18 protein-coding genes are annotated in these 21911 nt (G+C 54.8%); all 18 read right to left on the reverse strand.

What is annotated here, in order from left to right:
• Positions 1-14: 14 nt before the first annotated feature.
• Entirely contained in the window at positions 15-920 is a 906-nt protein-coding gene (locus PSFL_RS27645; RefSeq protein WP_397470690.1) for a glycosyltransferase family 2 protein, read from the reverse strand.
• 1 nt (position 921) lies between these two features.
• Positions 922-2076, reverse strand: a complete 1155-nt coding sequence (locus tag PSFL_RS27650; protein WP_057439214.1) for a hypothetical protein — start codon at positions 2074-2076, stop codon at positions 922-924.
• Positions 2077-2109: 33 nt separating this feature from the next.
• A complete protein-coding gene (locus PSFL_RS27655) occupies positions 2110-3537 on the reverse strand; it encodes a hypothetical protein (protein WP_115127828.1) in 1428 nt (475 codons plus the stop codon).
• Entirely contained in the window at positions 3534-4811 is a 1278-nt protein-coding gene (locus PSFL_RS27660; protein ID WP_057958903.1) for an O-antigen translocase, read from the reverse strand. The genes PSFL_RS27655 and PSFL_RS27660 overlap by 4 nt, the downstream gene beginning before the upstream one ends.
• Positions 4808-5935 carry a DegT/DnrJ/EryC1/StrS aminotransferase family protein gene (locus PSFL_RS27665; protein ID WP_057439215.1) on the reverse strand — a complete coding sequence of 376 codons (1128 nt, stop codon included), beginning with the start codon at positions 5933-5935 and terminating at the stop codon, positions 4808-4810. Before PSFL_RS27665 ends, PSFL_RS27660 begins: the two co-directional genes overlap by 4 nt.
• Before the next feature lie 101 nt (positions 5936-6036).
• Positions 6037-6441: an FdtA/QdtA family cupin domain-containing protein gene (locus PSFL_RS27670; protein WP_057439216.1), complete on the reverse strand. Its 405-nt coding sequence runs from the start codon at positions 6439-6441 to the stop codon at positions 6037-6039.
• Positions 6438-7004, reverse strand: a complete 567-nt coding sequence (gene rfbC / locus PSFL_RS27675; RefSeq protein WP_057439217.1) for a dTDP-4-dehydrorhamnose 3,5-epimerase — start codon at positions 7002-7004, stop codon at positions 6438-6440. The genes PSFL_RS27670 and rfbC overlap by 4 nt, the downstream gene beginning before the upstream one ends.
• Positions 7001-7894 (reverse strand): glucose-1-phosphate thymidylyltransferase RfbA, encoded by an 894-nt coding sequence (gene rfbA, locus PSFL_RS27680; RefSeq protein WP_057439218.1) that lies wholly within the window; start codon positions 7892-7894, stop codon positions 7001-7003. The genes rfbC and rfbA overlap by 4 nt, the downstream gene beginning before the upstream one ends.
• A 479-nt stretch (positions 7895-8373) precedes the next feature.
• Positions 8374-9726, reverse strand: a complete 1353-nt coding sequence (locus tag PSFL_RS27685; protein ID WP_115127827.1) for an LPS O-antigen chain length determinant protein WzzB — start codon at positions 9724-9726, stop codon at positions 8374-8376.
• Positions 9727-10071: 345 nt separating this feature from the next.
• Positions 10072-10305 (reverse strand): lipopolysaccharide assembly protein LapA domain-containing protein, encoded by a 234-nt coding sequence (locus tag PSFL_RS27690; protein ID WP_057439219.1) that lies wholly within the window; start codon positions 10303-10305, stop codon positions 10072-10074.
• A 25-nt stretch (positions 10306-10330) separates the two neighbouring features.
• On the reverse strand, positions 10331-10627 hold the full coding sequence (gene ihfB / locus PSFL_RS27695) for an integration host factor subunit beta (RefSeq protein WP_032888918.1): 297 nt from the start codon (positions 10625-10627) through the stop codon (positions 10331-10333).
• A 329-nt stretch (positions 10628-10956) separates the two neighbouring features.
• Positions 10957-12651 (reverse strand): 30S ribosomal protein S1, encoded by a 1695-nt coding sequence (gene rpsA, locus PSFL_RS27700; RefSeq protein WP_029298694.1) that lies wholly within the window; start codon positions 12649-12651, stop codon positions 10957-10959.
• A gap of 121 nt (positions 12652-12772) precedes the next feature.
• On the reverse strand, positions 12773-13462 hold the full coding sequence (gene cmk / locus PSFL_RS27705; RefSeq protein ID WP_057439220.1) for a (d)CMP kinase: 690 nt from the start codon (positions 13460-13462) through the stop codon (positions 12773-12775).
• Positions 13459-15669 (reverse strand): bifunctional prephenate dehydrogenase/3-phosphoshikimate 1-carboxyvinyltransferase, encoded by a 2211-nt coding sequence (locus PSFL_RS27710; RefSeq protein WP_397470723.1) that lies wholly within the window; start codon positions 15667-15669, stop codon positions 13459-13461. Before PSFL_RS27710 ends, cmk begins: the two co-directional genes overlap by 4 nt.
• 28 nt (positions 15670-15697) lie before the next feature.
• Positions 15698-16810, reverse strand: coding sequence for a histidinol-phosphate transaminase (hisC, locus tag PSFL_RS27715; RefSeq protein ID WP_397470691.1), 1113 nt, complete (start codon positions 16808-16810; stop codon positions 15698-15700).
• Positions 16811-16819: 9 nt separating this feature from the next.
• A complete protein-coding gene (gene pheA / locus PSFL_RS27720; RefSeq protein WP_025113086.1) occupies positions 16820-17914 on the reverse strand; it encodes a prephenate dehydratase in 1095 nt (364 codons plus the stop codon).
• Positions 17914-18999 carry a 3-phosphoserine/phosphohydroxythreonine transaminase gene (gene serC / locus PSFL_RS27725; RefSeq protein ID WP_057439234.1) on the reverse strand — a complete coding sequence of 362 codons (1086 nt, stop codon included), beginning with the start codon at positions 18997-18999 and terminating at the stop codon, positions 17914-17916. The genes pheA and serC overlap by 1 nt, the downstream gene beginning before the upstream one ends.
• 227 nt (positions 19000-19226) lie before the next feature.
• Positions 19227-21881, reverse strand: coding sequence for a DNA gyrase subunit A (gene gyrA / locus PSFL_RS27730; protein WP_200656569.1), 2655 nt, complete (start codon positions 21879-21881; stop codon positions 19227-19229).
• Positions 21882-21911: the final 30 nt, after the last annotated feature.

Consider the following 21911-nt stretch of genomic DNA (forward strand, 5'->3'; position numbering starts at 1 on the left):
CCTAAAAACGACATTCAACGTACCCCGCCCAACTTTTTCTGCCAGCCATGGCTTGCACCGCGCATCATCATTCTGAGTGATTTGAGCTTACTGTCGTCAATCAGCAGATTAACGAAAAAGCGTAGTATCAGCGCAGAGAACATACGTTTTCTCCAACATGCCGGCGTATGGCGCATACGGCAAACAGCGACAGTATTACGGAAGAAAAAATAACGACGCACGGGGGAGTATCTAAAAAAGCTCAAGCCAAAAATCTTTACGGGGGGAGCATCAGACAATGCATGTCCCATTTCCACATTCAGACAACCGTACAAGGTATAGCCCTGGTCACGGACCCGAAAGCACCACTCTGTATCCGTAAAATCGACGAACATGCCCTCGTCATAGCGAATACCTTCGATCCACGCCCGAGTACTGATGAACATACCCGAGGTAATGAGCGCATCCGCCTTCACCAGGCCATGCTCATCATCAGAACTGAAAACCGGCTTGATAACCCCGTCGACGGAACTGTAAAAAGGAAAGTTAATTTTCTTTCCATCACGACGATCAAAAAACGCCGGGCTGACCGCAATACAACTGGCATCCTTTGCCTTGGCGCTCATCATCGCCTGATACAGCCTTGCAATCAGATCGGGTTCCGCATGACTGTCCTGATCGAACGTCACGACGTATTGCATACCCGCTTCAATCGCCATTGCGAAGCCAGTATTGAGTGCGGCGCCCAACCCCTGGTTGCCATTGAGCGAGACATAATTGACCCGCGCGCGCACTTCAGGTGCCTGAGCCAGAAATGATTCGCTCCCGCCGTTATCGACCAACACCAGAAACTCAACCTGCGCTGCCAGGGAAGTCAGCAACTCATCAAGAACCTCAATATCGGGATTATAACCGACGACTATTGCTGCAACAGTATCCAACTTACCTCCTGACTTCAGCGTGCAACGCCGAAGGTTCTTGATTTTTTATCACAACAGACCAGTACCACAATATCACCAGAAACCCGAAGGAGTTAAAGAGAACGGGATTACTCAATGACATTAGCAGGTACATAAACATTATCAGACGGCTGGATGAGCCTTGCACACTCGCTAAATACTTTCGATTAGGAAAGAGCAACACACTGAACAGCAACAGTGACAACGGAAGCCCTACATATCTAACAGAGTCCATCCAGGTAATTTCAGTTTGAGCAGCCAGCTCACCATAACCTTCGGTATAGTAATATGTTCCAAGACCGTTACCGAACACCAGCATTTTCCAATCCGCCACATTCAGAAAAGATATAATGTGGCCAATTTTTATGTTATTTGACTGTTCATCGGAGCTGAACATACTGGTTTCTGTTAACAGGTAGCCCACACCCAGAATGATTACCGGCACCAGAGCACACAACATCAACAGTCGCGCAGACCAATTTTTGTTGTAAAAATACAGCACCAACATGGAAACAGCGGCCATTACGATCAACCCCCTAGAGGCGGACCAGATAATAGCCATTAAAATAACAACCACAAAGAAGAGTGACCAAAAACGTTTCACTTGTAGAAAATCAAGAAAAAACAATGACAGCGGAAGCAATAGAAACGGGGAAGAACGGTGATGAAGCATAAACATATCTAACCCGCCAAAGCTGCGCAGACCGTAGTATCCAAGCTCATTGGCATTGTAAAAATCGAGCAGCATCACACTCAAAGACGACCCTGGCTCAACCATCAGCATAAAAGAAAATACGCACATGATAAGTGCAAATATAGCGCCTACCGCCTTCACAATCAGCGCCATATCAACTTTAAATTCGACAATCGAATAGATAAGAAATAGCGAGACAGCCCCCAATATCATTTGCCGGGAAAAATCAGCATCGGCGCCGCCTAATAAACCTAGTAAAAAACCATATAAAAAAATCAAAAAGACAACAACTGGCGCAATTGTTTTAATAGGTCGACTAATAAAGACGTACACCGCCATTAAAAACAGAGGCACAAAAAACAGCTTGTTTAATACAAATACCGGCAACAAAACCGTCGACAGGCAATAAAAAAACAGGATCCACTTTACAATCCGACTAGTCATGAAAAACTCGCGAGCGACTTACAAAAATAGCATTCATCGAAACTTCCTCGCCAAGATCATTTTCGCCAGCAGCTTTATTTTCTTCCCAATAGACATCGCGACGAATAAACGGATAGCGAGCCCCCCCTGAAGCCGGGACAGTAGCAAAAACGTATCCAAGGAAATATCCACTTTCAAGGAACCTTTTGGCTCCTCAAAAAAAGCTGTATCTCCCAGCCCGTCACCACTTGAAACCAGCGGGTTAGCGTAAACCTGCCCGTCGTACAAACATTTCAGATAGCGCTCTTTTACCGAGTCAAAGGCATTAACCTTCTCAATAGCACAAAGCACCTCTTCGTCGTACCTATAGTCCGCTATAGAACCCATCACAGCATCAATATCAGTTCGCTTAAGCCTGTCCGCTGGTGAGTAGCCTTGAACCGGAGAGAGCAGCCCCACACACCGCTGCCCTTTGACGAACTGCTCTGCGAACGCAGTCCCACCTGGCAACGGGTGGCTATCAACGTAAAAATCCGCCTTACTGACCAATTCACTGTACTCCTGAAAATCAAGGTGTGCCCTGATACTCAGTCTGGAGCGATATCGGAGTTTTAACGGCCACCACCAAAACGCTTTTTTAACATCACTGCCGATAACCAGGAATGTTGAGGCAGGATAGTCATCAAGAATACGTGCTACCAACTTAAAAATACTGAAGCCTTTGCGGGGTTTGTACTTTATGTCTGAGCCCGCAGAAATGAAAAGCAACGGGGCCTGCATTGCTGGTTTAAAATTATTGGCCATAACGCCGTGAGGGATGTTCACCGGGATTCCCAGGAAGCTCTTTCGCCCCTGAATATGCTTGGTCAAATCAAAGCGGCAACCATGGCCACTGAGTTCGAAGTAATAGTCTGCAATCGAGCTCCCATAGGAGAAAACGTGGTCGGCATGATTGACAAAATACACTTCAAGCCCAGAAATGCGTTTTGCTACGCCACACGCTACGACCACCAGAATATCGTCAGGATGAATATGCAGTACGGCCTTTTCATAGCTCAGCAACAAACACACTATCTGCGTCAGCGCATCAACAGGACATGTAGCAATGACGACGCTGGTCTTATCAAAAAATCTGCAAACCTGGGCTTTCGCATCTGGTGCGGCCTGGCGTGAGATCAAAAGATCGGTACGTTCAGGGTGCATAGAGGCAAGTTTTTCCATCAATCTCGTATGCCCACCTGTCATGTAGGGCTCGGTCACGACATGCAAAACCCCTCCACGCTGATTGGGCGTAGCCCCGAAGGTTGAGCCCGCCATTGAGAGACAGCGTTCAATCAGGTTCGCTTCAACAAGCGGCGCATCATGAATCCCTACATCCGCAAACCAAAGCAGGTTGCCATAAGCACTCGCTAACGCGAGCGCCTGATTCAGATCAGCCGTCCCATTAATGGCAGTTTCAAAGTCCTTAAATAGTTTTTTCAAGCGTGATGTTCCAGCTTCTTATGAAAATAATCATCAAGCCTTAGATATACAAAAACATACATAACCAGACTGTAAACCGCATAATTTACCGCATAAGCCCAAGTAGCAGCTTCGACCCCCCACCATTGCGTGAATGCAATGGTCAATAAATACAAGGAAACACAAAATATAATTTCAGTAGTAATAAAGACCTTGACCATAGCCCGACTGAGCATGACATACGCCATAATCCAGCTGAATATCTTCAGGCAGTCGCCCACTACTTGACCAGCAAAAAACATCCTTACAGGGTAGAAGTCAGAGGTAAACAGCACGGCCACGACGAAGTCCCGAAGCACATACATTGCGGCGGCAGCTAACAGGGCAACCGGAAAAATCAGTTTATAACCTTGTATTATTTCTGTTTTTACTTCTGCCGCTGTTTTCAACTCAGAAAGCTTGGGCAGGTAATAGACACTCAACGTGGTCGTTACCAACAAAAGATAAGCGGCACTCAGGCGCCACATAGCCTCCCAGTAGCCAGCCATCTCCCAGCCGTACACCGTACCGATATGATTCCTGACCAACATCTGCGCCAATGGCGCACAAGCAGCAGAAACAACTGCCATCAAAAAAAAGGCAAATAATTTTTTCGCAATTTGCTTGTCTGGGCGTCCAAACAAAAACGAAAGTTTAAACCAGTGCGTTCGCAAGCATAATAATAATGTCACGACAAAACTGATGGATTGATAAACTACCAGCGCTACAAGCGCACCATACAAACCAAAACTGGTTGCCAGGTAAAACGTCACGCCAAAGGATAAGAAGCTACCAGCGATATTCGCGACGATGTACAGTACGATTTCCTTTCGCCCGTTCAATATCGCCAGCAGCAATATGTTCAACGAGAAAAAAACCACGACACCGGCAAACCAAAGAAAAACACCGCCCAAGGCGGCATCTTTCAGGAATAGAGATGCAAGTTCTTTATTATATAAAGCGACAATTAATGCGACTACAAGACTACCCAGAATAGCTACAAACCCTGCTGTTCTCCACAGTTTGATCTGTTGCTCAGGCTCCTCATGATATTCAGCAGTGTACTTGACGACGCCATTGGTAATGGCGCCGCCTGTAAATATCGTGATGACCTGCAAAGCATTCTGAAACTGCCCTATTGCAGCATACCCAGCTGGCCCCACATAGATAGCCAAGACCTTATTAAGACCCAGCAAGGTAAGCATTTTAATGGCAACAGCAATACCATTTAACAAGCTGGTCCGAACAAGATTCATACGGCGTCCGGTTTAAAACTATTGCAGGCTTCGACTACAACCCGAGCCTCATCGATAGATAGCGTGGGTCCTATTGGCAAGCTGAGAATTTGCTCGTGTATTTGTGTCGATACCGGGAGTTCCTGATCCTTCAGCTCAGCATATGCCTGCTGGAGGTGAGGTGGGATCGGATAATGGATGAGCGTCTGTATACCTTGAGCCGCAAGGTGAGCTTGAAGCTTATCTCTCTGAGCACAGAGCACCGTATAGACATGCCATACATGGCATTCGTTAACCGAGGCGTTGAATGCGGCATCAGCTGGCAAGGTAATCGCCGGGTTGATGATCGACTTACTGTACAGCTCAGCGAGTTCACGACGATATGCGGTTTGTTTGTCCAGGTGCTTTAACTTCACGGACAAACACGCTGCCTGCATTTCATCAAGTCGGCTGTTTACGCCGCGATAGACGTTTTTATATTTTTCATAGGAACCGTAGTTCCCCAGCGCACGAACCGTTTTGGCCAAGGCTTCGTCATTGGTCGTAACGGCCCCCGCATCACCCAATGCACCGAGATTTTTTCCAGGATAGAAGCTAAATCCAGATGCATGCCCCCAACTGCCGGCCTTTTTTCCGTCGACCTTCGCGCCATGTGCTTGCGCCGCATCTTCAAGCACCAGCAAGTCATGGGAACGGGCAAGCTCCATAATTTTAGGCATATCGGCCAGGCGACCGTAGAGGTGAACCGGTAAAATCATCCTGGTTTTTGATGTGATCGCGGCTTTTGCATTAACCGGGCAAATATTGAATGTCTTCGGATCAGGTTCGACCAATACAGGAACCAATCCGTTTTCCGAAATGGCAAGGATACTGGCGATGTAGGTATTGGAGGGAACGAGAACCTCATCACCTTCACTGAGGCGGCCCAGCTCTTTCCAGGCACGAATGACCAATACAAGGGCATCCAGTCCATTGGCAACGCCAATGCAGTGCTCGGTACCACAATATTGGGCAAACTCATGCTCGAATGCCTGGAGCTCTTTCCCACCGATATACCAACCGGAATCAACAACGCGTGTACAAGCAGCTACCAGCTCATCGCGGCACAGATCATTTATAGACTTCAAGTCAAGAAATTTTATCATTTACCAAGCACTCGTTTACTTTGACAGAGCCAGAGCCCGCTTCAACTATCGCCCCAATTAGCCGGCAGTTCTCAGCAGAAAATCAGTGTACTTTCTATATTCTAAGACTGATTAACCAGGCTTTTGAATACCGAATAATCCCTTATATAATCACGCTCGTCATAAACGGCACTTGCCAACACCAGCAATACGCAATCCGGACTGAAATCATGCATTTCTCGCCAGATCATACGATCGATAATGATAGCCTTGTCAGGAGCGTCCAGCCACACCTCCTCCTTGTTCACGCCATCATCAAGCTTCATCAGGCAGCGCCCAGACACGCATACAGCCACCTGCATCAATTCCTTGTGCGCGTGAAATCCTCGTGGAACACCTTCTTTTGTTTCAGTGAGGTAGTAAACTCGTTTAATTTCAAACGGAACATGATTTTCATATTCCAGCGCGACCAACTGGCCCCGCTCATCACCTTTGGAGGTGATATCCAGAAACTTGATCAAACTCATGCTTGCTTCTCCGAGAGGCTATCGGATGTCGGAGCCTTTTCATCTTTTTCGCTAACGTTAAAGCCGCCGGTTGCAGGCCAATTTATCCCAAGCCTTGCATCACTCCAATGCAGCGCCCCTTCAGAGTCTTTATCGTAATAATCCGTGGTTTTATACAAAAAGTGCGTGTCATCTTCCAACGCAACAAACCCGTGAGCAAAACCCTCGGGGATCCACAGCATCAAGTTATTTTGGGAGCTTAGTTCTACACCGACCCATTGCAGGTACGTGCTGGACTCAGGCCGAATATCCACCGCCACATCAAATGCAGCCCCCCGCACCACACGCACGAGCTTGCCCTGGGCATGGGGAGCGCGCTGGAAGTGCAGCCCCCTCAGCACGCCCTTTGCCGAGCAGGAGTGATTGTCTTGAACAAACGCTCGCGGAACGGACAGCCCTAACTCTTTAAGTGCTGTATGAAACCGCTCTTCGTTAAAGCTTTCCATAAACCAGCCGCGATCATCGCCAAAAACTTTTGGCTCAATGATTACAACGTCAGGAATAGCAGTCTGAATCAGTTTCATGCCTTTGAGGCCTCTTCCAGAAGTTTCTGCAAGTACTGGCCATAGCCTGTCTTTTTCAGTTTTTCCGCCTGAGCACCCAGTTGCTCTGGGGTGATCCAGCCTTTATGGAATGCAATTTCTTCAAGGCAGGCGACTTTCAACCCCTGGCGGTGCTCAATGGTATGAACGAAGTGACTCGCCTCCAGGAGCGACTCATGAGTCCCCGTGTCCAGCCAGGCAAAACCACGGCCCAGCATTTCCACGGTTAATGACTTGTCATCCAGATAGGCGCGGTTGACGTCAGTGATTTCAAGCTCGCCACGCGGCGACGGCTTGATGCTCTTGGCAATGTCAACCACTCGATTGTCGTAGAAGTACAAGCCTGTCACTGCATAGTTGGACTTCGGTTTCGTCGGTTTTTCTTCGATGCTCAATGCCCGACCAGTGGCATCGAACTCAACAACACCAAAACGCTCAGGATCTGATACGTGATACCCAAAGACTGTCGCACCAGATGTCTGGGACATGGCGGAGCGCAAGTTATCGGAAAAGTGCTGGCCGTAGAAAATATTGTCGCCAAGGATCAGGCAGCAAGGATCGTCACCAATAAACTCCTCGCCAATCAGGAAGGCCTGGGCCAAACCGTCCGGACTGGGTTGCTCGGCATAGCTAAGCTGGATGCCGTACTGGCTGCCGTCTCCCAGGAGCTTTTTAAAGCAAGGCAGATCTTCAGGGGTAGAGATGATCAAGATTTCGCGCATGCCAGCCAGCATCAACACCGACAACGGATAGAAAATCATTGGCTTGTCGAAAATAGGCAACATTTGCTTGGATACACCCAGTGTCAGCGGGTGCAAACGCGTCCCGGAGCCGCCAGCGAGGATGATGCCTTTGCGTTTGATGTCCGTCATATCTGTAAGACTTCCTTAAATATCTGCATTACACCAGGCCAACACATGGGTGGACAGGTGAAAAATAGCGCGTAGCTTCTCGGTATTGAGCCGCAATTTCAATGCCTGCGGCCGGCAATTCGAAGTCGCCAACATAAAAACTTAATCTTTTCGGGGGATAGCCCCCCACCTGCGAGTGCCTCCTGCACGACACAGACAACCCTCAGTTCTAAGAAATGACCGTACAGGCCGGGCTGACCGACTCGCGCAATTATGATCCATCCACTGCGCGTCGCTGCCGTTTTTTATATGAATAAGCGGCCAAGCAGCAAGACCGCCCCACAGATGCCAGCAACACCACCTGAACTCAGGTATCAGGCGAGAGGTGAAGACGAAAAATGCTTATCCCGTTGGGCTATAGACAACAAGTTGCAGGCTAGTTTCCTTTTAAAATCAAATCCCGCATTGCCTGGGGAGCACAATGCGGATCGAGCGGCTATCTATTGCGACTTGTTCATACCCGCATCGCTACCCACCATGGTTGGCGAGCCAGGCTGCACGGACAATACTACCGACTGCGGTTGAGGCTGACGGTTTTTGACGAGATGACGAATCACGGCAATAAAGGCGCCAATAAAGCCACCCAGAACCAAGCCAAGCAGGATAATCATCGCTTTCTGGGGCTTCACCGGGCGCAAAGGCTCCAGCGCCTGCTTGTCGATAGTCACCAGTTTCAGCCGGCTCATATCAATGCTCAGGTTACGCAAACGGGCTACTTCGGCACGAACCGGCTGCACACCGGCCAGGAACAGGTCCTCGTTTTCACGACGATTCAGCACCTCAATCTCACGATTGGATTGGAGCAATTGCAGCTCTTTAGCAATCTGCGCGATACGACCCTCAGTAAAATCATCGGACTTACGCTGCATCAACGCAGTGCGTTCAGCCTCGAGCGCCTCGACGCCCATGAAGTACAGAGGGATTTGCTGATTGTTTATTTCGGTACGCATCACACTTGATGAGCCATTACGGTCTGACTCACCCAGAGCGGAAGGCGTGCTGGGTTTTCTGATTCCCAGGGACTTGGCGATTCCAATGGCCTCGTTCAACTGCGCCACTCGGTCAGTGCGCCCAGTCTTCAACTGTGCTCGCAATGCTTTGAGTTCATCCTGCAACTGCGCACGTCGCAAGCTGTCCGTTTCTCGCAGCGATGCTATCCGCGCCTCTTTATCAACCTCGTAGCTGGAACGGGCAGCATCAATCTTGCCCTTGAGCTCGTTCAACCGGTTTTTTACGATGACGTCCAGATCCGCCGCAATCTGCTCACGCTCCGTGGCAATCGCGTAATCGATGAAGCCGTTGAGAATGGCGACGCCATCAACACCTTTCGGATAACTCATCTCAAGCTTGATATAAGCACTGAGGGAGTTGGCTTTTTTCGGATCGGGCAGACTGAGCTCGATAGAGTTACGGTTGAACTCTTCGAAACTCTGCTCCAAGGTCCTGCCAGGCTGTTCAAAGGCCTTGAACAGCTTCTGGTTTGAACGAAAAAAACCCAAGCGGGTATCGTAGGACTCCAATGATGCGCCCACTCTGACAAGAGCATCACCAGGAGGAAGTGTATATATCTCGGAGCGATTCAAAGCATCAAGCTCGTTGATTGCGGCCGGGCGCAACACACTGCTGACTTCGTACTGAGGAGGCGTGAGGAACGCATAGATCGCAGCGATCAGCCCAGCGCCTGCTGTAGCGGCCATGACTAACTTTTTCTGCTTCCAGATAGCCTGAAAAAGCACAACGAGATCAATCTCGTCGGACGAAGGAATCGGGGGCGCGCGGAAGCTACTACTCACAACAAAAACCTGCCTTCAAAGAGAAACTGCGGGCTCGTTATGCAGACGATCTTGTGTTTTTTTTATATTTATAAGGGCGGCCAATAAACCCAGCGTCGCTGCCAGGCTCTGGACACACAAAATGACTGGAATCGAGAACAGGTTGCATTTTGCCATCTCGCCGTAACATTGCAAGGCTTGACATGCCTGTAAGGCAATTCCTATTTCGCGACCAAATTGCAGGATAGATGATTGTAGGGAGCCCTAAAGCCGCTACTTCCTGACGACAGAGCAGTGCTCAACGCATCGCAGTCCGGGGAACCAGCGTGCGCTACAGGCGACAGACGGTCTCCACCACTAATCAACCTACAACGCTGGCTTATGACGCTTTTTGGACTGGATCAGCAGGCTCAGGACCGGCCCCACCAACATCCCAACAATCAACGCCAACGTCACAAACACCGACACCGGCAGCTCCGGCGTAGACCACCCCAAGAACGCCAGGGCGACGTCTTGCTGGTTTTCCAGTACGAATGCCAGGATCGCCAAGGCGACGATCAGCACTATCAGTACCAGGGCGACGCGCTTAACACCGCGCATAAACTTCTCCTATCCCCAAAAAAGCTCAGACGCCGTCTTCTTCGTCTTCGTTCACTCGATCACGCAATTCCTTGCCCGGCTTGAAATGGGGCACGAATTTGCCGTCAAGGCTGACCGACTGGCCGGTTTTTGGGTTGCGGCCCACGCGTGGTGCGCGGTAGTGCAGCGAAAAGCTGCCAAAGCCGCGGATCTCTATTCGGTCACCCGTGGCCAGGCACTGGGACATTTGTTCAAGCATGGTCTTGATGGCCAACTCCACATCCTTGGATGAGAGCAGCCCTTGATGGGTGACAATTCGTTCGATCAACTCCGACTTCGTCATATTTTTCCCTTCTTTTTCAAGCAGCTAGGAAAAGCGCTCCGAAGGTTTTAGCATGACCAGATGAATTTGAACAGCCTGTGGCTTGACTTATCTTGCGCAAACTATGGCAGCCCTCACAGAATCCACGATAACAGCAGATAGCCCCCAGGAAGCCACAGCAGACGTCTTACCGACAAACCGCTGTCAGTGCCGGAATCAGAAACCCCCAGCCCGTACGCAGCCTCAGGCCGCCCCCATTGCGCAGACCAATCGCACCCAAGGGCAAAACCCAAATTCCAGACACAAAAAAGGGCGACCGAAGTCGCCCTTTTTGTATGGTCTGACAGAACTTAGTTCTGTTTTTCCATTTGTGCACGCAACAGGTCGCCCAGAGTGGTCGGACCCGAAGCAATGTCAGAGGTAGCTGGCTTGTCGCGCAGGCTCTGGATTGCTTCTTTCTCTTCGATCTCGTCTTTCGACTTGATGGAGAGTTGGATTACGCGGCTCTTGCGGTCAACGCTGATGATCTTGGCTTCTACTTCCTGGCCTTCTTTCAGAACGTTACGCGCGTCTTCAACGCGATCACGGCTGATTTCGGAGGCTTTCAGAGTCGCTTCGATATCGTCACCCAAAGTGATGATGGCGCCTTTAGCGTCAACTTCCTTCACGATGCCTTTAACGATTGCACCCTTGTCGTTCTCTTGAACGTACTCGGAGAACGGATCGCTTTCCAGTTGCTTGATACCCAGGGAGATGCGCTCGCGCTCTGGGTCAACCGACAGGATAACGGTGTCCAGCTCGTCGCCCTTCTTGAAACGACGAACAGCTTCTTCGCCAACTTCGTTCCAGGAGATGTCGGACAGGTGAACCAGGCCGTCGATGCCGCCGTCCAGACCAATGAAGATACCGAAATCGGTGATCGACTTGATGGTGCCGGAGATTTTATCGCCCTTGTTGAACTGGCCAGAGAAATCTTCCCATGGGTTAGATTTGCACTGCTTGATGCCCAGGGAGATACGACGACGCTCTTCGTCGATGTCCAGAACCATAACTTCCACTTCGTCGCCGACTTGTACGACTTTCGAAGGGTGGATGTTCTTGTTGGTCCAGTCCATTTCGGAAACGTGTACCAGGCCTTCCACGCCTTCTTCCAGCTCTGCGAAGCAGCCGTAGTCGGTCAGGTTGGTAACACGCGCGGTGACGCGAGTGCTTTCTGGGTAACGGGCTTTGATAGCAACCCATGGATCTTCACCCAGTTGCTTCAGGCCCAGGGAAACACGGTTGCGCTCGCGATCGTATTTCAGAACCTTGACATCGATCTCGTCGCCAACGTTGACGATTTCGGAAGGATGCTTGATGCGCTTCCAAGCCATGTCGGTAATGTGCAGCAGGCCATCGACGCCACCCAGATCGACGAATGCGCCGTAATCGGTGAGGTTCTTGACGATACCTTTGACTTGTTGGCCTTCCTGCAGGGATTCCAGCAGAGCTTCACGCTCGGCGGAGTTCTCTGCTTCCAGGACGCTGCGACGGGAAACGACAACGTTGTTGCGCTTCTGGTCGAGCTTGATGACCTTGAATTCGAGCTCTTTGCCTTCCAGGTGCGTGGTGTCGCGCACTGGACGAACGTCGACCAAAGAACCTGGCAGGAACGCACGGATGCCGTTAACGTCGACTGTGAAGCCGCCTTTAACCTTACCGTTGATAACGCCCTTGACCACTTCTTCAGCTGCGAAGGCTGCTTCCAGAACAATCCAGCATTCAGCGCGCTTGGCTTTTTCACGGGAGAGCTTGGTTTCACCGAAGCCGTCTTCAACCGAGTCCAGAGCAACGTGAACTTCGTCACCGACATTGATAGTCAGGTCGCCAGCGTCGTTGTAGAACTGCTCAAGCGGGATGAGTGCTTCAGACTTCAGACCAGCGTGAACGGTTACCCAGCGAGCTTGGTAATCGATATCAACGATAACACCGGTGATGATGGAGCCAGCCTGAAGATTCAGGGTTTTTAGGCTTTCTTCAAAGAGTTCCGCAAAGCTTTCGCTCATTTTAATTCCTGTTGATAAGGGCGAAGAATACGCCCATCTGCCACACCCCAGACGGTGTGGGTTACGTTCATATAAGAGAAGAAGCGCAGGTCTAGGACTGGTCCCCTGCACTTCCTCTAAGTCATCCGGCGATATCGCGCAGGGCGATTTCACTCAAGATGCGTTCCAGCACCTGCTCGATGGACAATTCCGTGGAATCCAGCTGTATGGCGTCAGCCGCCGGTTTGAGCGGGGCTACCGCACGCTGGGTGTCGCGCTCATCGCGCGCACGAATCTCATCTAGCAGACTCGACAGACTAACACCATCCACCTTGCCCTTCAACTGCAAGTAACGGCGGCGCGCCCGCTCCTCGGCGCTGGCCGTCAGGAAAATCTTCAGCGGCGCCTCGGGAAACACCACGGTGCCCATGTCGCGACCATCGGCCACCAGGCCCGGCGGCTCCTGGAAAGCCCGCTGGCGCTGGAGCAATGCATCACGCACGGCAGGCAACGCAGCAACCTGGGACGCCCAGGAGCCGACCTGCTCGTTGCGCAGATCATCCGTCACATCATCCCCTTCCAGGATAATGCGCAGCGCATGACCTTCGGTCGCACCGACGAACTGCACATCCAGATGCGCCGCCAGCAGCACCAACGAGGCTTCGTTGGTCAGGTCGACGCCGTGATTGCGCGCCGCGAAAGCCAGCAGGCGATACAACGCCCCGGAATCCAGCAGGCACCAACCCAGGCGCTTGGCCAACAGGCCCGCGACAGTGCCTTTGCCAGAGCCGCTTGGCCCGTCGATGGTAATCACCGGTGCTTTGATATTCACAATTGAGCCTCTTGGGCAACACGCATGCCGACTTGGGCAGACAGTGTAAGAAAATTCGGAAAAGATGTAGCTACGTTGGCACAGTCATGGATACGAATCGGCGCAGTGGCGCGCAGGGATGCCACGCTGAACGCCATGGCGATCCGATGATCGCCGTGGGCATGCACCTCACCACCGATCATGCCGCCGCCATCAATGATAATCCCATCAGGGGTCGGCACACACTTCACACCCAGCGCCAGCAGACCGTCGGCCATCACCTGGATGCGATCGGACTCCTTGACCCGCAACTCTTCGGCGCCACGCAATACCGTGCGCCCCTCGGCGCAGGCAGCGGCGACAAACAACACCGGGAACTCATCGATAGCCAGGGGCACCAGGGCCAGGGGAATCTCGATACCCTTGAGCCGTGCGGCGCGCACACGCAGGTCTGCAACCGGCTCGCCGCCCACTTCACGGGGGTTTTCCAGGGTAATGTCTGCCCCCATCAGGCGCAGGATATCGATCACCCCGGTGCGGGTCGGATTGATCCCCACATGCTCCAACAACAACTCGGAACCCTCGGCAATCGAAGCCGCCACAAGGAAAAACGCCGAAGAGGAAATGTCGCCCGGCACCTCAATGCGGGTTGCCACCAACCGATGACCTGACTCAACCGCTACCGTCTCCCCCTTAACCTCCACCGGGCAACCAAAACCGCGCAACATGCGCTCAGTATGATCGCGGGTGGGCGCAGGCTCGGTCACCGCCGTCCGGCCTTCGGCGTATAGCCCCGCCAGCAACAGGCTGGATTTGACCTGGGCACTGGCCATCGGCAGCGTGTAATTCATGCCCTTGAGCACCTGCCCGCCACGAATAGTCAGCGGCGGCTGCCCCTGCGGCCCGGTCTCGATCACCGCACCCATTTCTCGCAACGGCTTGGCCACACGATTCATCGGGCGCTTGGACAGCGAGGCATCACCGGTCAGAACACTGTCAAAACGCTGCGCCGCCAATAAACCGGACAACAGACGCATGGAGGTACCCGAGTTACCGAGATAAATCGGCCCCGGCGCAGGCTTCAAGCCGTGCAGGCCAACGCCATGGATAGTCACCCGCCCATGGTGCGGGCCCTCGATCACCACGCCCATGTCGCGGAACGCCTGCAGGGTCGCCAGGGCATCTTCCCCCTCGAGAAACCCTTCGACCTCGGTAATACCCTCCGCCAGCGACCCGAGCATGATCGAGCGATGGGAAACGGATTTATCCCCCGGCACCCGGATCTTGCCGCTCAACTGCCCGCCCGGATTGGCGACAAACACCACATCATGCGCATTGGCGGCAGCATCCATATACGCCCGGCGCGCGAGGATCTTGCTGAAGTGCTCCCGCGCCACTCGCGCCCGGGTAAAGACGCCCAGCAACTGGTGCCCATCTCCCGCATCGACCGCATCGCGCAAGGCGTCGAGGTCACTGCGAAAGGTGTCCAGGGTGCGCAACACGGCCTCGCGGTTGGCGAGAAAGATGTCGTGCCACATCACCGGATCGCTCCCGGCAATTCGCGTGAAATCGCGAAAACCGCCGGCGGCGTAACGGAAAATCTCCAGGTTCTCGTTGCGCTTGGCCAGAGAATCCACCAGGCCAAAGGCCAGCAGATGCGGCAGATGGCTGGTCGCCGCCAGCACTTCATCATGGCGCTCGACCTGCATATGCTCGACATCCGCGCCCAGTTCGCGCCACAGCCGATCCACCACGGCCAGGGCCGCCGGGTCGGTTTCTGCCAGCGGCGTGAGGATCACCTTGTGCCGCCGGAACAGCTGGGAGTTGGACGCTTCCACCCCACTCTGCTCGGAACCGGCAATCGGATGCCCCGGCACGAACCGCGCCGGCATGCCGCCAAACGCCAGGCGCGCCGCGCGCACTACATTGCCCTTGGCGCTGCCGACATCCGTGAGGATCGCCTGCCCCAGATCCATGCCGGCCAACAGTGCCAACAGTTTTTCCATGGCCAGGATCGGCACCGCCAACTGAATGACATCAGCGCCCTGACAGGCAACGGCCAAGTCCGCCTCACAGCGGTCCACCACCCCCAGCTCTACCGCCAACTGGCGCGATTGCGGGTCCAGGTCCACACCGACCACTTCACCACACAGGCCGCTTTCGCGCAGGCCCTTGGCAAAGGAGCCGCCAATCAATCCCAGACCGACCACTACCAGGCGACCGATCACAGGCACAACAGGTTGCATTGCAATCACATCAACCACGGGCCAGGACCTTGGCCAACGCCTCAAGGAAGCGACTGTTTTCAGCCGGCAAACCGATGGTGATGCGCAAGTGGTTCGGCATGCCGTAATTGGCCACCGGACGCACGATCACGCCTTCGCGCAGCAGGCCCTGGAATACCGGAGCGGCCTCCCGGGCGAGATCCACGCAAACAAAGTTGCCCTTGGACGCAATCCAGCTCAGACCCAGTTCGCGGAAGCCTTGCTGCAGCTGCTGCATGCCGCTTTCGTTGATCCGTCGCCCCTCTTCCAGGTACTCGGCATCCTTGAGCGCCGCACAAGCCGCCGCCAATGCCAGGCTGTTGACGTTGAACGGCTGGCGCACGCGATTCAGCACATCCGCGACGACAGCTGTGGATAACCCGTAGCCGACCCGCAGCGACGCCAGGCCATAGGCCTTGGAGAAGGTGCGCGATACCAGCAGGTTCGGGTAGGCCGCAAGGAAGTCCAGGCCGTCGGGCAGGTCGCCGCCCTCGGCATACTCGATGTAAGCCTCGTCCAACACTACCAGCACATGCTCAGGCACATCCTGCAGGAACTCGTTCAGCGCGTCGGCACCGAACCAGGTACCGGTCGGGTTGTTCGGGTTGGCGATAAACACCACGCGGGTCTGGGCATCAATGGCCGCCAGCATGGCCGGCAGGTCATGCCCCCAGTCCTTGGCCGCAATCACCCGCGCCTCGGCACCGACCGCCTGGGTGACAATCGGATATACCGCAAACGCGTGCTCACTGAATACCGCGTTCAGGCCAGGGGCCAGATAGGCACGCGCCACCAGCTCCAGGATGTCGTTGGAACCGTTGCCCAGGGTGACCTGGCTCAACTCGACCCGGCAGCGCTCGGCCAACAGGGACTTGAGCGTAAAGCCGTTACCGTCGGGATAACGGGTCAGCTCCGCCAATTCTTCACGGATCGCGGCCAGCACCTTGGGGCTTGGGCCCAACGGGTTTTCATTGCTCGCCAGCTTGACGATCTTCGCCGGATCCAGATTCAACTCGCGCGCCAACTCGTCCACAGGCTTGCCCGGAACGTAAGGCGAGAGTTGTTGCACGCCCGGCTGCGCCAGGGCGAGGAAGTTGCCACTCATGTCAAAGCCTCACAAAACCGCTTTCGGGTAAGAGCCCAGCACCTTGAGTGCCACGGCTTCCTGACTGATTTTCTCCAGCACACTCTTGACCAGCGGATCACGGTGGTGGCCGACGAAGTCGATAAAGAACACATAGGTCCATTTACCGCTACGCGAAGGACGCGTCTCGATGCGTGTCAGGTCTATCCCGTTGTCGTGGAACGGCACCAGCAGTTCATGCAGTGCGCCAGGCTTGTTGCTCATGGAGACAATGATCGAGGTCTTGTCGTCGCCGGTTGGAGGCACTTCCTGGTTGCCGATCATCAAAAAGCGCGTGGAGTTATCCGGGCGATCCTCGATTTTCTCGGCCAGGCGCGTCAGGCCGTACAGGCCAGCCGCCATATCCCCGGCAATCGCCGCCGAGTTCCACTCACCCTTGACCCGCTTGGCCGCCTCGGCGTTGCTGGACACCGCCACGCGCTCGACATTCGGGTAATGGGCATCCAGCCACTTGCGGCACTGGGCCAGGGACTGGGCGTGGGAGTAAATGCGGCTGATGCTGTCGGTCTTGGTGTTTTCACCCACCAGCAAATGGTGGTGAATACGCAGCTCGACTTCGCCACAGATCACCATGTCGTGTTCAAGGAAGCTGTCGAGGGTGTGGTTGACTGCGCCCTCGGTGGAGTTTTCCACCGGCACCACACCAAAATTCACTGCGCCAGCGGCCACTTCACGGAACACTTCGTCGATGGCTGCCATCGGCTTGCTGATCACTGCGTGACCGAAGTGCTTCATGGCCGCCGCCTGGGTGAAGGTCCCCTCGGGGCCGAGGTAAGCCACTTTCAAGGGCTGTTCAAGGGCCAGGCACGAAGACATGATCTCGCGAAACAAGCGCGCCATTTCTTCATTGCCCAGCGGCCCCTGGTTACGCTCCATCACGCGCTTGAGCACCTGGGCTTCGCGCTCCGGACGGTAAAATACCGGCACTTCGCCTTCAGCCAGGGAGGCCATCTTGACCCGCGCCACTTCCTGGGCACACCGCGCCCGCTCACTGATCAGCTCCAGGACTTTGGTGTCCAGGGCGTCAATGCGCACACGCAGGGCCTTGAGTTCTTGCTCAGACATTAGCCGTGTTCCTTTTCGAACTCTGCCATGTAGGCCACCAGCGCCTTGATGGCATTGATGTCGACGGCGTTGTAGATCGAGGCGCGCATGCCGCCTACCGAACGATGGCCCTTGAGGTTCAGCAGGCCACGCTCGTCGGCACCGGCCAAAAATGGCTTGTCCAGGCGGTCGTCGGCCAGGCGGAACGGCACGTTCATCCACGAGCGGGCGCTCAGGTTGATCGGGTTGCTGTACAGGCCGCTGGCGTCGATGAAGTCGTACAGGGTGCGCTTCTTCTCTTCGTTGAGCTTGCCCATGGCAGCCACACCGCCCTGCTCCTTGAGCCACTCGAACACCAGGCCCGAGAGGTACCAGGCAAAGGCCGGCGGGGTGTTGTACATCGAGCCGTTGTCGGCCGCGACCTTGTAGTTGAGCATGGTCGGGCACACCGAGCGAGCACGCCCGAGCAGGTCTTCACGGATGATGTTGACCAGGATGCCGCTTGGACCGATGTTCTTCTGTGCGCCGGCGTAGATCATGCCGTAGCGCGACACATCCATCGGGCGCGAGAGAATGTCCGAGGACATATCGCACACCAACGGGACATCACCCACTTCAGGCACCCAGTCGAATTCCAGGCCGCCGATGGTTTCGTTCTGCACGTAGTGAACGTAGGACGCGTCCTTGGACAGCTTCCACTCGTTCTGGCCTGGAATAGCAAAATAATCGTAAGGCTTGGCCGTACCGGCCACGTTGATATTGCCGTAGCGCGAGGCTTCTTCAATGGCCTTCTGCGACCAGATACCGGTGTCGATATAGTCGGCAGTCCCGTCTTCGGGCAACAGGTTCAGCGGCAATTGGGCAAATTGCTGGCTGGCGCCGCCCTGCAGGAACAGCACCTTGTAGTCCGACGGAATGTCCAGCAGGTCGCGCAGATCCTGCTCGGCCTTGGTGGCAATGGACACGAACTCATCGCTGCGATGGCTCATTTCCATGACCGAGAGGCCTTTGCCATGCCAGTCGAGGAGTTCACCCTGCGCACGCTGCAGGACTGCCTCAGGAAGTGCCGCGGGACCAGCACAGAAGTTATAGGCTCTCTTGCTCACATCCAATCTCGCTCTGATCTGGTGGTCACATAATTCGTGTTCGACACATAACCCCATGTGGGAGCGGGCGTGCTCGCGAAGGCGGCGTGTCAGGCCACACATGCGCTGACTGATACACCGCCTTCGCGAGCAAGCCCGCTCCCACAAGGGAATGCGCAGTATTGCAAATTTTCAAAGGGGACAAATAACAAGGGGGCGAATCTTCATCCGCCCCCTTGGTTGCCCGCTTATTCCTGCGGTTCTTCTTCGTCTGCGGCAGCATCGAGGGCTGGCTCGTCGACGCTGTCATCGCCGGCTGCGATCACCTCGCCATCGAATTCCTCGCCTTCCAGCTCCTCGCCTTCGACTTCCGATGGCTCCTGGACACGCTCCAGACCCACCAGGGTCTCGTCGCTGGCCAGCTTGATCAAGGTCACGCCCTGGGTGTTACGGCCCAGGCTCGACACTTCATCAACACGGGTACGTACCAGGGTGCCCTGGTCGGAAATCAGCATGATTTCCTCGCCATCGAGCACCTGGACCGCGCCGACCAGACGGCCATTGCGATCGTTGCTGACCATGGCGATAACACCCTGGCCGCCACGCTTGTACTCGGGGAACTCGCCGATGGCGGTACGCTTGCCATAACCACGGGCCGAAGCGGTGAGGATCTGGCTGCCTTCTTCCGGGATCAGCATGGAAATCAGCTTCTGCCCTTCCGGCAGACGCATGCCGCGCACACCACGAGCGGTACGGCCCATGGCACGCACGTCGGATTCCTTGAAGCGTGTCACCTTGCCGCCGTCGGAGAACAGCATGACTTCACGCTCGCCATCGGTAATGGCTGCGGAAATCAGTACGTCGCCTTCGTCCAGCTCCAGGGCGATCAGGCCCACGCTGCGCTGGCGGCTGAAGGATTCCAGCGGGGTCTTCTTCACAGTGCCCTTGGCGGTGGCCATGAAGATGAAGTGACCTTCGGTGTATTCCTCGACCGGCAGCATGGTGGTGATGTATTCATCAGTGTCCAGCGGCAACAGGTTGACCAGCGGACGACCACGGGCGGCGCGGGACGCTTCCGGAATCTCGTAGGTCTTGAGCCAGTACACCTTGCCCTTGCTGGAGAACAGCAGCAGCGTGGTGTGACTGTTGGCTACCAGCAGGTGAGCGATGTAGTCCTCATCCTTGACGCCCGTCGCCGACTTGCCTTTACCACCACGACGCTGGGCCTGGTATGCAGCCAACGGCTGGGTCTTGGCGTAGCCACCGTGGGAAATGGTCACCACGCGCTCTTCTTCCGGGATCATGTCACCCAGGGTCAGGTCGAGGCGCGCATCAAGGATTTCAGTGCGGCGCACGTCGCCGTATTCGGCGCGGATCACTTCCAGCTCTTCGCGGATCACTTCCATCAGGCGCACGGCGCTGTTGAGGATGCGGATCAGCTCGCCGATCTGGTTGAGGATTTCCTGGTACTCGGCCAGCAGCTTTTCGTGCTCGAGGCCGGTCAGGCGGTGCAGGCGCAGTTCCAGGATAGCCTGGGCCTGTTCCGGCGACAGGAAGTACTTGCCATCGCGCAGGCCGTATTGCGGGTCCAGGGTCTCCGGACGGCACGAATCAGCACCGGCACGTTCAACCATCGCTACTACCGCGCTGGATTCCCATGGCATCTTGATCAGTGCTTCCTTGGCTTCCGACGGCGTCGGCGAAGCCTTGATCAGGGCGATGACCGGGTCGATGTTCGACAGTGCAACCGCCTGGCCTTCCAGGATGTGCCCACGTTCACGGGCCTTGCGCAGTTCGAACACGGTACGGCGAGTAACCACTTCGCGACGGTGACGGACGAAGGCTTCCAGCAGATCCTTGAGGTTCAGGATGCGCGGGCGACCGTCGATCAGGGCCACGACGTTGATACCAAACACGCTTTGCAGCTGGGTCTGGGCGTAGAGGTTGTTGAGGATCACCTCAGGCACTTCGCCACGACGCAGCTCGATCACCACGCGCATACCGTCTTTGTCAGACTCGTCGCGCAGTTCAGTGATGCCTTCGAGTTTCTTCTCTTTAACCAGCTCGGCGATCTTCTCGATCAGACGCGCCTTGTTCAACTGGTAAGGCAGCTCGGTGATGACGATCTGCTGGCGGCCACCGACCTTGTCGATGTCTTCGATCATCGAACGGGCGCGCATATAGATGCGGCCACGACCGGTACGATAGGCTTCGATGATGCCGGCGCGACCGTTGATGATTGCGGCGGTCGGGAAGTCCGGGCCGGGGATGTACTGCATCAGCTCATCGACGGTCAGCTCAGGGTTGTCGATAAGCGCCAGGCAACCGTCGATGACTTCACCGAGGTTGTGTGGCGGGATGTTGGTGGCCATGCCCACGGCGATACCGCTGGAGCCGTTGACCAACAGGTTGGGAATACGGGTCGGCATGACCGCCGGGATCATTTCGGTGCCGTCGTAGTTCGGCACCCAGTCCACGGTTTCTTTATGCAGGTCGGCCAGCAGCTCGTGCGCCAGCTTGGTCATGCGTACTTCGGTGTATCGCATGGCCGCGGCGTTGTCGCCGTCCACCGAACCGAAGTTGCCCTGGCCGTCTACCAGCAGGTAGCGCAGGGAGAATGGCTGAGCCATCCGTACGATGGTGTCGTACACCGCAGTGTCGCCGTGAGGGTGATACTTACCGATCACGTCACCGACAACACGGGCAGATTTCTTGTACGGCTTGTTCCAGTCGTTACCCAGCTCGCTCATCGCGAACAGCACACGCCGGTGCACGGGCTTCAAGCCATCGCGCGCATCAGGCAGTGCCCGCCCGACAATTACGCTCATTGCGTAGTCGAGGTAGGACTGTTTCAGCTCGTCTTCGATATTGACCGGGAGGATTTCTTTGGCCAGTTCGCCCATGAGAAGCCTGATTCCTTTTTCGGGTGAAAC

This window comes from Pseudomonas sp. DD1, assembly GCF_044510355.1.
Taxonomy (GTDB): domain Bacteria; phylum Pseudomonadota; class Gammaproteobacteria; order Pseudomonadales; family Pseudomonadaceae; genus Aquipseudomonas; species Aquipseudomonas shahriarae.